Origin of the sequence: Streptomyces sp. NPDC053542 (assembly GCF_044544685.1) — a bacterium.
Taxonomy (GTDB): Bacteria; Actinomycetota; Actinomycetes; order Streptomycetales; family Streptomycetaceae; genus Streptomyces.
In genome coordinates this window covers 230,203-242,099 of sequence record NZ_JBITXL010000002.1, presented here as the reverse complement: position 1 = coordinate 242,099, position 11,897 = coordinate 230,203, and the positions used below count along the sequence as shown (strand labels likewise).

The 11,897-nt window shown below is 72.8% G+C and carries 10 protein-coding genes; 6 read left to right on the top strand and 4 right to left on the bottom strand.

Going from position 1 to position 11,897, the window contains the following annotated elements; genetic code table 11:
• Positions 1-2: 2 nt before the first annotated feature.
• The 3 genes from ACIGXO_RS05350 to ACIGXO_RS05340 all read left to right on the top strand — a co-directional run bounded on the left by ACIGXO_RS05350 (position 3) and on the right by ACIGXO_RS05340 (position 4,503).
• Complete coding sequence (locus tag ACIGXO_RS05350) at positions 3-1,403, top strand: M20/M25/M40 family metallo-hydrolase (RefSeq protein WP_399781918.1); 1,401 nt, start codon at positions 3-5, stop codon at positions 1,401-1,403.
• 92 nt (positions 1,404-1,495) lie between these two features.
• The gene (locus ACIGXO_RS05345; RefSeq protein ID WP_399780583.1) at positions 1,496-3,508 is read left to right on the top strand and encodes a prolyl oligopeptidase family serine peptidase; all 2,013 of its coding nucleotides are present in this window, start codon (positions 1,496-1,498) and stop codon (positions 3,506-3,508) included.
• Between the two features lie 56 nt (positions 3,509-3,564).
• The gene (locus ACIGXO_RS05340) at positions 3,565-4,503 is read left to right on the top strand and encodes an LD-carboxypeptidase (RefSeq protein WP_399780580.1); all 939 of its coding nucleotides are present in this window, start codon (positions 3,565-3,567) and stop codon (positions 4,501-4,503) included.
• A gap of 70 nt (positions 4,504-4,573) precedes the next feature.
• On the opposite strand, the gene ACIGXO_RS05335 is transcribed toward ACIGXO_RS05340, so the two are convergent.
• Both ACIGXO_RS05335 and ACIGXO_RS05330 read right to left on the bottom strand, forming a co-directional pair.
• Positions 4,574-5,002 (bottom strand): VOC family protein, encoded by a 429-nt coding sequence (locus ACIGXO_RS05335; protein ID WP_399780577.1) that lies wholly within the window; start codon positions 5,000-5,002, stop codon positions 4,574-4,576.
• A gap of 75 nt (positions 5,003-5,077) precedes the next feature.
• Complete coding sequence (locus ACIGXO_RS05330; protein ID WP_399780574.1) at positions 5,078-5,437, bottom strand: MerR family transcriptional regulator; 360 nt, start codon at positions 5,435-5,437, stop codon at positions 5,078-5,080.
• 65 nt (positions 5,438-5,502) lie between these two features.
• On the opposite strand from ACIGXO_RS05330, the gene ACIGXO_RS05325 reads away from it, so the two are divergent.
• A complete protein-coding gene (locus ACIGXO_RS05325) occupies positions 5,503-6,411 on the top strand; it encodes an alpha/beta fold hydrolase (RefSeq protein ID WP_399780571.1) in 909 nt (302 codons plus the stop codon).
• 172 nt (positions 6,412-6,583) lie between these two features.
• On the top strand, positions 6,584-8,356 hold the full coding sequence (locus ACIGXO_RS05320; RefSeq protein ID WP_399781916.1) for an alpha/beta fold hydrolase: 1,773 nt from the start codon (positions 6,584-6,586) through the stop codon (positions 8,354-8,356).
• 18 nt (positions 8,357-8,374) lie between these two features.
• On the opposite strand, the gene ACIGXO_RS05315 is transcribed toward ACIGXO_RS05320, so the two are convergent.
• Positions 8,375-8,581, bottom strand: a complete 207-nt coding sequence (locus ACIGXO_RS05315) for a ferredoxin (RefSeq protein WP_399780568.1) — start codon at positions 8,579-8,581, stop codon at positions 8,375-8,377.
• A gap of 128 nt (positions 8,582-8,709) precedes the next feature.
• Complete coding sequence (locus ACIGXO_RS05310; protein WP_399780565.1) at positions 8,710-9,975, bottom strand: cytochrome P450; 1,266 nt, start codon at positions 9,973-9,975, stop codon at positions 8,710-8,712.
• Between the two features lie 372 nt (positions 9,976-10,347).
• Here ACIGXO_RS05310 and ACIGXO_RS05305 point away from each other — a divergent pair, with 372 nt between their 5' ends.
• On the top strand, positions 10,348-11,823 hold the full coding sequence (locus ACIGXO_RS05305) for a CoA transferase (protein WP_399780562.1): 1,476 nt from the start codon (positions 10,348-10,350) through the stop codon (positions 11,821-11,823).
• The last annotated feature ends 74 nt before the right edge of the window (positions 11,824-11,897 follow it).

Sequence of the window (11,897 nt, the reverse complement as noted above, 5' to 3'; positions counted from 1 at the left end):
AGATGATCGATGTGGAGGATGCGCTCGCGGGCGAAAGACCCGAGCCTGGCATCCGGCAGGACAGCGCGGTGGATGCCCAGGCGCTGGACGAGGTGGTCCGCTTCACCTCCGAGCTGATCCGGATCGACACGACGAACCGGGGGAACGGCGACTGCCTGGAGCGCCCGGCCGCCGAGTACGTCGCGGAGCGGCTGGCGGCGGCGGGCATCGAGCCGACCCTCCTGGAGCGGAGCGCGGGCCGGACGAATGTGGTGGCCCGTATCGAGGGCAGCGATCCGGGAGCCGACGCGCTGCTGGTCCACGGCCATCTGGACGTGGTGCCCGCCGCGCCGCACGACTGGAGCGTGCACCCGTTCTCCGGCGAGGTCCGGGACGGCGTGGTCTGGGGCCGCGGCGCGATCGACATGAAGAACATGGACGCGATCGTGCTGGCCACCGTGCGGGCCTGGGCGCGTGCCGGCGTCCGGCCCCGGCGGGACATCGTGCTCGCCTTCACCGCGGACGAGGAGGCCAGCGCCGAGGACGGCTCCGGCTTCCTCGCCGACGAGCACCCGGACCTCTTCGAGGGCTGCACGGAAGGCATCAGCGAGTCGGGCGCCTTCACCTTCCACGCCGGGGACGGCATGCAGCTCTACCCCATCGCGGCGGGGGAGCGGGGCACGGCCTGGCTGAAGCTGACGGCGACGGGCACGGCGGGCCACGGCTCCAAGGTGAACGGCGCGAATGCGGTCAGCCGGCTCGCCGCCGCCATCGCCCGCATCGGCGAGCACGAATGGCCGGTGCGGCTCACCCCCACGGTCCGCGCCGCGCTGCGCGAGCTGGCCGCGCTCCACGGCGTCGAGGCCCGGCTGGACGCCACCGATCCGCACGACCTCGCGCGCGACGTCGATGCGCTGCTCGCGGCCCTCGGCCCGGCCGCCGACCTGGTTGCGCCGACCGTGCGCAACAGCGCCAACCCGACGATGCTGGACGCCGGTTACAAGGTCAACGTGATCCCGGGGAGCGCCACCGCCTTCGTGGACGGGCGGGTGCTGCCCGGCGGCGAGGAGGAGTTCCGCACCACCCTCGACCGGCTCACGGGACCCCATGTGGAGTGGGAGTTCCACCACGGCGAGGTGGCGCTGCAGGCCCCGGTGGACGGGCCGACGTACGCCGCGATGCGCGCCTCGATCGAGCGCTTCGACCCGCAGGCGAAGGTCGTGCCGTACTGCATGTCGGGAGGCACGGACGCCAAGCAGTTCTCCCGGCTGGGCATCAAGGGGTACGGCTTCTCGCCGCTCAAGCTGCCCGAGGGCTTCGACTACCAGGCGCTCTTCCACGGCGTCGACGAACGGGTGCCGGTGGAGGCACTGCACTTCGGTGTGCGGGTACTGGACGACTTCCTGGTGCACAGCACGGGGTGACTGTACGGGATGACAGTACGGGGTGAGAGCGCCCGGGCCGGGCGCCGCTGACATGGACCGAACGGACCGATCGGACTGAGAGGAACACCGCCATGGTGACCACGGCGCCCTACGGAGCCTGGCCGTCGCCCATCGACGCCCGGCTGGTCGCCGCCCACGACGGCCGCCCCGAGTACCTCGGCGTGGTGGGTGACGAGGTGTGGTGGACCGCGCCGCGCCCCGAGGAGGGCGGCCGCCGGGCGCTCGTCCGGCGCACGCCGGAGGGCGTGGAGGAGTCGGTGCTGCCCCCGCCGTGGAACGTCCGCAGCAGGGTCATCGAGTACGGCGGCCAGCCCTGGGCCGGCGCCCTGGACGCGGACGGCGCGCCCCTCCTCGTCTTCGTCCACTTCCCCGACCAGCGGCTGTACGTGTACGCGCCGGACGGGGGCGGCGAGCCGCGCCCGCTCACCCCGGTCTCCGCCGTCGGCGGCGGCCTGCGGTGGGTGGACCCGGTCGTGCTGCCGGACCGGGGCGAAGTGTGGTGCGTGCTGGAGGAGTTCACGGGCGAGGGGCCCACGGACGTGCGCCGGGTGCTCGCCGCCGTGCCCCTGGACGGCTCGGCCGCCGAAGACCGGGGCGCCATAAGGGAGTTGAGCGACGACCGGCACCGCTTCGTCACCGGGCCGCGGCTCTCCCCGGACGGCGGCCGGGCCGCCTGGATCGCCTGGGACCACCCCCGGATGCCCTGGGACGGCACGGTCGTGATGGTCGCCGAGGTGACCGCGGACGGCGCGTTCACCGGCGCCCGCGTCCTGGTCGGCGGCGTCGACGAGGCCGTCGCGCAGATCGAGTGGGCGGCGGACGGCTCGCTGCTGTACGCCTCGGACGCCGACGGCTGGTGGGAGCTGCGGAGCGTCGACCCGGACGCGGCGGCCGCGGGGGCGGAGGGCGCTGCGGCGACCGTCCGGCGCCTGTGTCCGGGCCGGCGGGAGGAGTTCGGCGGGCCGCTGTGGAAGATCGGCCTGCGCTGGTTCCTGCCGCTGGAGAGCGGCACCATCGCCACGCTCCACGGCCACGGCACGAACCGTCTCGGCATACTGGACCCGGTCACCGGCGAGCTGGTCGACGCGGCCGGCCCGTGGACGGAGTGGGCCCCCTCGCTCGCCGTGCACGGCACACGGGTCATCGGCATCGCCGCCAGCCCGCGCAGCGCGTACGAGATCGTCGAGCTGGACACGCTGACGGGCCGCTCACGGGTCATCGCCGCCCGGCACGTCGACGCGCTGGACCCCGCGTACTACCCCGAGCCGCAGATCCGCACCTTCACCGGCCCGGACGGCCGGGACATCCACGCCCACGTCTATCCGCCGCACAGCCCCACGCACGCCCCGCCGGACGGCGAGCCGGCCCCCTTCGTGGTGTGGGCGCACGGCGGCCCCACCGGCCATGCCCCGCTCGTCCTGGACCTGGAGATCGCCTACTTCACCTCGCGCGGCCTCGGCGTCGCGGAGGTCAACTACGGCGGGTCGACGGGATACGGCCGGGAGTACCGCGAGCGGCTGCGCGAGCAGTGGGGCGTGGTGGACGTCGAGGACTGCGCCGCGGTCGCCCGGGCGCTGGCCGACGAGGGCACCGCCGACCGCTCCCGGCTCGCCATCCGGGGCGGCAGCGCCGGCGGCTGGACCACCGCGGCCTCGCTGGCCAGTACCGATCTCTATGCCTGCGGCACGATCAGCTATCCGGTGCTGGACCTGACGGCCTGGGCCGGCGGCGAGACCCACGACTTCGAGTCGCAGTACCTGGAGTCGCTGGTCGGCCCGCTCGCGAAGGTCCCCGACCGGTACCGTGACCGCTCGCCGCTGCATCGGGCCGACCGGATCTCCGCGCCGTTCCTGCTGCTCCAGGGCCTGGACGATGTGATCTGCCCGCCCGCGCAGGCCGAGCGGTTCCTCGCCGAGGTCGCCCGCTGCGGCATTCCGCATGCGTACCTGTCCTTCGAGGGCGAGGGCCACGGCTTCCGCCGCGAGGACACCATCGTCCGCGCCGTCGAGGCCGAACTCTCCCTGTACGCGCAGACCTTCGGCATCGCGCGGACGGACGTGCCGACACTGGAACTGGGCAAGTGAGGACGGGCACGTGGGGACAGGCACGTGAGGGGCGGGCACATGGGGGAGGGGCCGCGGTGACGGTGCGGGAGGGGGCCAGGCCGCCCCGGCTGCGGCCCGGCGACCGGGTGGCCGTCGTCGCGCCCAGCGGCCCGGTCGCCCCCGAGCGGCTGGACGCCGGCCTGGACATCCTGCGCGGCTGGGACCTCGACCCGGTACTGGCGGCCCACGTCCGCACCGGACACGAGGAGTTGACGTACCTCGCCGCGCCGGACGAGCACCGGGCCCGCGATCTCCAGGACGCCTGGTGCGACCCGGCGGTGGCCGCGGTGTTCGCGGCCCGCGGCGGGTACGGCGCGCAGCGCATGGTCGACCTGCTGGACTGGGCGGCGATACGCGCCGCACCGCCCAAGCCGTTGATCGGCTTCAGCGATGTGACCGTCCTGCACGAGGCGTTCGCACTGCGCGCCGGGATGGCGACGTTGCACGGCCCCGCGGTGGCCGGCGAGGTCTTCCTCAAGGACGAGCCCACCCGCGACCACCTGCGGCGCACGCTCTTCACCCCCGAGGACCCGGCCGTACTGACCCTGGCGCCCGGCACGGCGCGGACGCTGATACCGGGCCGGGCGCACGGCGTCACCTTCGGCGGCTGCCTGGCACTCCTCGCGAGCGAGGCGGGCACGCCGGACGCGCGCCCGCCCGCGGCCGGCGGCCTCCTGCTGCTGGAGGACGTGGGCGAGCCGCCGTACGCCATCGACCGCGCGCTGACCCAACTCCTGCGCTCCGGCACGCTCACCGGCGTGGCCGGCGTCCTGCTCGGTTCCTGGGCCCGCTGCGGCCCGTACGAGCGGGTGCGCGCGGTACTGACGGAGCGGCTGGGCGGCCTCGGCGTGCCCATGGTCGAGGAATTCGGCTTCGGCCACGGCGACTCGGCGCTGACGCTTCCCCTGGGCGTACCGGCCACCCTCGACGCGGACACCTGCACCCTGACCTTCGAGACACCGCCACTGACCTGAAAGCCTCTTTCTGAACCTGGAATACGCGGCTCAGCGGCCATGCCGGCCGGCCGACTCCCGCCCCGTACGCTCAGTCGATACAGAACTCGTTGCCCTCGATGTCCAGCATCGGGATGCACGCATCATTGCCGTCGTACAGCGTTTGCACGTGTACTGCGCCGAGCGGGACCAGTCGTGCGCATTCGGCCTCAAGTGCGGCGAGGCGTTCTTTCCCCACAAGTCCGGTGCCGACCCGCACATCGAGATGCACCCGGTTCTTGGCGGCCTTCCCTTCGGGGACGCGCTGGAAGTACAGTCGCGGGCCCACACCTGAGGGATCTGTGCAGGCGAACCATGAATCCCGCTGCTCAGGCGGCTGCGAACGCTTGAAATCATCCCAAGTGGCAAACCCCTCCGGCGGCGGCGGTACGACGTACCCCAGCACCTCGCACCAGAAACGAGCGAGGCGCTCAGGCTCCGCGCAGTCAAAGGTGACTTGGAATTTCCTGATCGCCGACATCGGCGCACCGTACCAAGGGGCTTGGGACTCTGCCGCCCATTTTCCCCAGGGAATCCGCCCGTATCCCGATTACCCTCACGCCGAGGACGGCTTTGCGGTGATGACGGAGTCGAGCATCGTGCGGGACGCCTGCAGTTCGCCGATGGCCCGGCTGATCCGCTCCCGCTCCTGCTCCAGCCGGGCGACCAGGTCCGGGCAGGTGGGGAGGAGACGGCCGTCGTCCGTGCGGATGCAGGGCAGTACCTCCGCGATCAGCGAGGTCGTCAGCCCGGCCGCCAGCAGGGAGCGGATGCGGTGCACCGTTTCCACGTCCGACTCGTCGTACACCCGGTAGCCGCTCGGCAGCCGCCGCGGTGCCAGCAGCCCCTGCTGTTCGTAGTAGCGCAGCAGCCGCTCGTGGACTCCCGTGCGCCGGACCATCTCCTTCATCCGCACGTGGTTCGCCCCCCTGGCGCAGCGACTTGACTCTGACACTGATGTCAGAGTTTAGCGTCGGCGACATGAACGCAGAGCACTCACAGCACTCACAGCACTCACAGCACTCGGTCAATCCAGCGCGCTCGGAGCGCGTACTCCCCGCCCCTCAGCTCGACGTCGTCGTGCAGGGCAGCGGTCCCGCACTGTTGCTCGCGCACGGTGCCGGCGGCGGCATCGCCGGCAACTTCGGGCTGGTCCTCGACGATCTCGCCCGCGACCACACCCTCATCGGCCCGCACTACCCGGGTGCGGGCGGCTCGCCCGCCGCCACCGAGCCCCTGGACCTGGACGTACTCGCCGACCAACTGGTCGCCTCCGCCGTCGCGGCGGGGCAGGAGTCGTTCGCCGTACTCGGCGAGTCGCTCGGGAGCGCCGTGGCCGTCCGGGTCGCCACCCGGCATCCCGAACGGGTCAGGGCGCTCGTCCTCACCGCCGGTTTCCCGGTCGCGGACCCGGTCCTGGAGCTGGCCGCTCGGCTCATCAAGTCCCTTGCATCCGTCGGTCGTTGGGAAGACGTTGCCCGGCTCGCCTGCGTGTCGTGCCTGTCGCGTACGGATCTGGCCGACCTGGCGCCGTCCGACCTCGACGCGCTGGTGGCACAGACCCTGGCCGGGATGCCGCCGGGGATGGTGGACCACTTCGACCTGGTGTCCCGGGTGGACGTCCGGGCGGACCTCGCCGAGGTGTCCGCGCCCACGCTGGTGGTGGCCCCGATGGGCGACAGGCTGGTCCTGCCCGACAGCTCGTACCGCCTGGCGGCCGGCATCGCGGGCGCCGAGCTGATCGAACTGCCCGGCGCGGCCCACATATTGAATGCGGTCGACCGTATGACGTGGCTGCGGCACGTCCGCGCATTCCTCTCGGCTCTTCCCGTCCAGGTCAACCGGGCCGTGACCAGCGGTAACTGGCACCCCGACTGTCACCCCAACTGACTCCCCGGTAATAACTCATGTCACCTCCGTTGACATGTCCGAAATGCATGCCGGACCATGAGCGCGCCGTACTGACTGGTAGGTATGGCGTGTCTCTGTGGAGGTCAGCGTGTACCCAGCAGTGTCCCGCCCCGTTCTGCGCACGTCCCTCGCCCTGTTGGCCGCCGTCACCATGGCCGCGCCGCTCGCGCTTGCCGCCCCTGCCGCGGCCGCCGACCCGTACGACGTCACCGCCGTGAAGCTGACCGTGCGGGCCGGCGACCGCGACTGCACGGTGGACGCCGACCTCTACCGCCCGGCCGGCGTCGACGCGGCGCATCCCGCCCCCGCCGTCCTGACCACCAACGGCTTCGGCGGCAGCAAGGCGGACGGCTCGACCGCCGCCACCGCCCGGGCCTTCGCCGAGCGCGGCTACGTCGGCCTGGCCTACTCCGGACTCGGCTTCGGCAAGTCCGGCTGCCCCATCTCGCTCGACGACCCGCGGGCCGACGGCCGGGCGGCCAGTCAGCTCATCGACTTCCTCGCCGGTACGCGTACGGCGGACGACGGGACTCGCGTCGACTACGTGACGAAGGACGGTGACGGGCGGGGTGGGCCCGGGGAGCGAGGTGCCGACCCGCGCGTCGGCATGATCGGCGGCTCGTACGGCGGTGCTATCCAGCTGGCCACCGCCTCCGTCGATCACCGCGTGGACGCCCTCGTCCCCCTGATCACCTGGAACGACCTGGCGTATGCCCTGGACCCCAACAACGCCGACCAGCCGGCGGGCAGCGTCAGCAACGACGTCCCCGGTGTGTACAAGCACCAGTGGACCAACGGGTTCTTCCTCATCGGCGAGGCGCAGGGGCTGCTCAACCCCAGCCTCGATCCGTCCCGGCTCGGCGGCGCCGGCTGTCTGCACTTCGTCGCCAAGGCGTGCGAGACCAAGCGCTGGCTGGACTCGGGCCGGTATACCGACGACAGTAAGCAGTCGATCCTCGACTACGCGCGCAGCGTCAGCCCCGTCTCGTACCTGAAGTCCGTCAAGGCGCCGACCCTGCTGGTGCAGGGCCAGGCGGACAGCCTGTTCAATCTCAACGAGGCGGCGGCCACGTACCGGACGCTCACGGCGCAGGGCACCGAGGCCAAGATGATCTGGCAGTCCTGGGGCCACAGCGGCGGCATGACCGACCCGGCCTCCGACGAACTGAACCTCTCCCAGGGGAACTTGGAGACCAGCTACGTCGGGCAGCGCATCCTGGCCTGGTTCGACCGCTACCTCCAGCACAAGAAGGGCACCGACACCGGGCCCGCGTTCGCCTACTACCGGGACTGGATGCCGGTCGGCCAGACGTACGGCACCTCGGCCACGTTCCCCGCGAGCGGCGGCGCCTGGAAGCTGTACCTCTCCGGCGACGGCAAGCTCGTCGACAACCGGGCGAAGGTGGCGCGCGGCAGCCGCGAGTACCGCAACGGGCTGCTGCCCACCAGCCACTCGGAGAGCTCGCTGGCCGGGCTCATCGGACTGCGGGACCCCGAGCCGTACGACCTCAAGGGGACCTACCTGGGCTGGACCTCCGAGCCGGTCGAGGGCACGCCCGTCGACGTGGTCGGCGCCCCGAAGGCGACCCTGAAGGTGGTCTCACCGCGCACCGAGCGCGTGCAGAACTCCGGTGACGCGGCCGACAAGCTGGTGCTCTTCGCCAAGCTGTACGACATCGCGCCCGACGGCTCCAAGACGCTCGTGCACCGGCTCGTGGCGCCCGCGCGGGTGCCGGACGTGACCCGCCCGTTCACCGTCGAGCTGCCCGCCATCGTGCACCGCTACCAGCCCGGCCACCGGCTGCGGTTCGTCATCGCGGCGAGCGACACGGCGTACTACGGCAACCGCGGTATCAAGCCGGTGACCGTCACCAGCGCGCCCGACGACACGGGCACGCTCGAACTCCCGCTGGCAAGGCGGTAGTCGGGCCGTCGACAGTCGTCAGTCCTCCGCGACCGTGATCGCCTGTACCGGGCAGGCGCGTGCTGCCTCGCGCACGAGGGGGTCGGCGGGGGCGTCCTCGGCGCGCGGGCGCAGCGCGCTGAATCCCTCGTCGTCCTGCGTGAAGGTCTTGGGCGCAGTGAGGGCGCACTGCCCCGAGCCGATGCAGCGGTCCGTGTCGATGCTGATGTGCTGGGTGGTCGGCATGGTCGGTCCCTGAGTCCGTGGGTGGCTTGTGGGGGAGGGGCCGGCCCGGCGCGGTGGTCGTACTGCCGTGTCGGGGACGGGGCCGGCTCCGGTGGTGCGGTGAGCGGTATCCGGTTGTCGGTCGACTGTTACCAGGCGACGGGGAGTTCCACCATGCCCTGGAGGGTGTCGCCGGGCTTGAACGGGATCTCCTCGGCGGGCGCCGCGAGGCGCAGGCCGGGGAACCGGGTGAAGAGCGCGTGCAGCGCGATCTCCAGCTCGGCGCGGGCCAGGTTCTGCCCCAGGCACTGGTGGATGCCGAACCCGAAGGCGATGTGATGCCGCGCGGAGCGGTTCCAGTCCAGCTCGTCCGGCGACTCGTACGCCGCCGCGTCACGGTTGACGAGCGAGGTGGAGAACACCACGCCCTCGCCCTTCTCGATCGTCACGCCGCCGATCTCGATGTCCGAGGTCGCCACCCGCAGCATCCCGTCCGCGATGGACAGGTACCGCAGCAGCTCCTCGACCGCGCCGGGCATCAGCGAGGCATCCGCGCGCAGCGCCGCCAGCTTCTCCGGCTGCTGCAACAGCGTGAACACGCCCAGCGAGATCATGTTGGCCGTCGTCTCGTGCCCGGCCACCAGCAGGATCATCGCCATGCCGACCAGGTCTTCGCGCGGCAGGTCGCCGGTCTGCAGCCGGTCGGCGATCAGCTCGTCCAGCAGCCCGTCGCCGGGCTCGGCCTCCTTCCGGGTGATCAGTTCGCCGAAGTACTCCTCCAGGTCCGTCAGGGCCTTCCGGGAGTCGTCCGCGGTCGGGCCGCGCAGCAGCCGCCGCGACGCGTCCTCGAAGAACTCGTGGTCGGCGTACGGGACGCCGAGCAGCTCGCAGATGACCATGGACGGCACGGGCAGGGCGAACGCCGAGACCAGCTCGGCGGGCTGCCCGGCGGCCACCATGTCATCCAGTAGCCGGTCGACAATCTGCTGGATGCGCGGGCGCAGCGCCGCGATCCGCTTCAGGCCGAAGCTGGAGATCAGCATCCGCCGCTGGGCGTTGTGCTCGGGGTCGTCCACCCCGAGGAGCATGGCGCGGCTCCTGCGCGACTCGTTGCGCAGCGCCTCGAACCGGGCGGTGGGAATCGGGAAGTCGGGGTTCGACCGGTTGGACGACAGCCGCTGATCGGTGAGCAGGGCGCGGGCTTCGGCGTGCCCTGTCACCACCCACACCTCCCGGCCGTCGTAGAGGTGGACACGGGCGAGCGGCCCCTGTTCGCGCAGGGGCGCGTAGGCGGTGGGCGGGTGGTAGGGACAGGCGCGGTCCTGCGGAAACTTGACGGCTTCCGCGGCCGCTTCGGTTATGGCTTCCGACACGGCGTACCTCCGGTGCGCTAACTCGGTTGTGCCGCTTCTCATTTCATGTCATGTCAGGAGAAACCACTACGCCATGTTCGGCCAAGTAGTCGGTTACTGACACGAGTTGACCGGCGCGTCTGCTAGCGGGCGGCTGAGCTGGACGTATCGGGGCGGGACGGGGCGCCGGGCCGTCCGGCGGGCGGCCGAGCGGAGGCCACCGCTCCTCAGCGGCGCCGTCCGGCCGGGGCCGCGGTGGCCGAGAAGTGCCGGGTGCGGCGAGCGGTTCGCGCCGATCCGGTACTGAGGGCCGCGCCGCTCGCCATCCCGAGCGCCGCCCCGAGCGCCGCCCCGAGCGCCGCCCCGAGTGGTGCGCCGAGCAGCGCCCCGAATGGCGCTCTTCTCGTGGGTGGCACTCAGTGCCACACTGGCGGGATGGACGACCACACGGGGTATCAAGGCGACTCGGGGTATCGAGGCAACGCGGGATATCGAGGTGAAGCGGGGTATCGAGGAGACGCGGCGGCGCCGGTCTGGGCCGCGCTCGGCGGGCCTGCCGGACTGACCGGACGCGTGCGGTACGGCGGCGCGCGCGGGCTGCTGCCCGCGCGGCTGCCGGTCATGGACCTGGCCAGGACGGCCGTCGCGGTCTGCGCGCTGGCCGGCGCGGAACTCGCCGCGGCCCGTACCGGCGGTCCCGTGCCCGCCGTGACCGTCGACGACGGCGCCGTGGCCACCGCCTTCCTCAGCGAGCGCCACCTGCGCATCGACGGCCGGGCGCCCACGGCCTTCGCGCCGCTCTCCGGTTTCTGGGACACCGCCGACGGTCGACTGCGTACGCACGCCAATTACCCGCACCACCGCGACCGCCTGCTCGCCGCCCTCGGCCTGCCCGGTGACGCCGGGCCCGAGGCGCTCGCCGCCGAGCTCTCCGGCCGGAGTGCGAAGGAGGTCGAGGAGACGGTGTACGCGGCGGGCGGCCTGGCCGTCGCCGTACGGGACGCGAAGGAGTGGGCCGCCCATCCGCAGGGCGCCGCGGTGGCCCGCCGCCCGCTGCTCACCCTCGCGCCGCTCGGCGCCGCCACGCCGCCGGTCCGGCCGCCGGGCCTGGCCGGCGACCCGCTGCTGCCCGCCGCCGGGCTGCGCGTACTGGACCTGACGCGGGTGCTCGCCGGGCCGGTCGCCACCCGTACGCTCGCCCTGCTCGGCGCCGACGTGCTGCGCATCGACGCGCCCGGCCTGCCGGAGAACCGGGACACGCACGGCGACACCGGCTTCGGGAAACGTTCCGCCGTACTGGATCTCGGTGCGCGGGAAGGACGGGCGTCCTTCGAGGAGCTGCTGGCGCTCGCCGACGTGGTGGTCACCGGCTACCGGCCGGGCGCCCTGGACCGCTTCGGGCTGGCCCCGGAAGCGCTCGCCGAACGCCGCCCCGGCATCGTTGTCGCGCGGCTGTCCGCCTGGGGCGACTACGGCCCGTGGGGCGCCCGCCGCGGCTTCGACAGCCTCGTCCAGGCCGCCACCGGCATCGCCGTGACCGAGGCGGCGGCCGACGGCACCCCCGGCGTGCTGCCCGCCCAGGCGCTGGACCACGGCACCGGCTACCTGCTGGCCGCCGCCGTGCTGCGGGCGCTCACCGAGCGGTCCCGGACGGGCGGCTCCCGGCTGGCGACGCTCGCCCTCACGCAGACCGCCGCGCTGCTCACCGACGTCGTGCCGCGGCACACGCTCGACGCTCCCGACGCCCGCGGCGCCGCCGACGCGTTCGACCCGGAGGTCCGGCTCGCCGACGCCGACAGCCCCCTGGGCCGCCTCCGGCACGCCCTGCCGCCGGTCTCCTTCGCCGACGGCCCTGTCAACTGGTCGCGCCCACCGAGCAATTGGGGCAGCGACGCGCCCGCGTGGTGGTGAGAACCGGGCTTCCGGCCCCGCCGCCACGACACGGCGGGGCGGCTCCGGGGACCCGCACCCCGCACACCTGACCG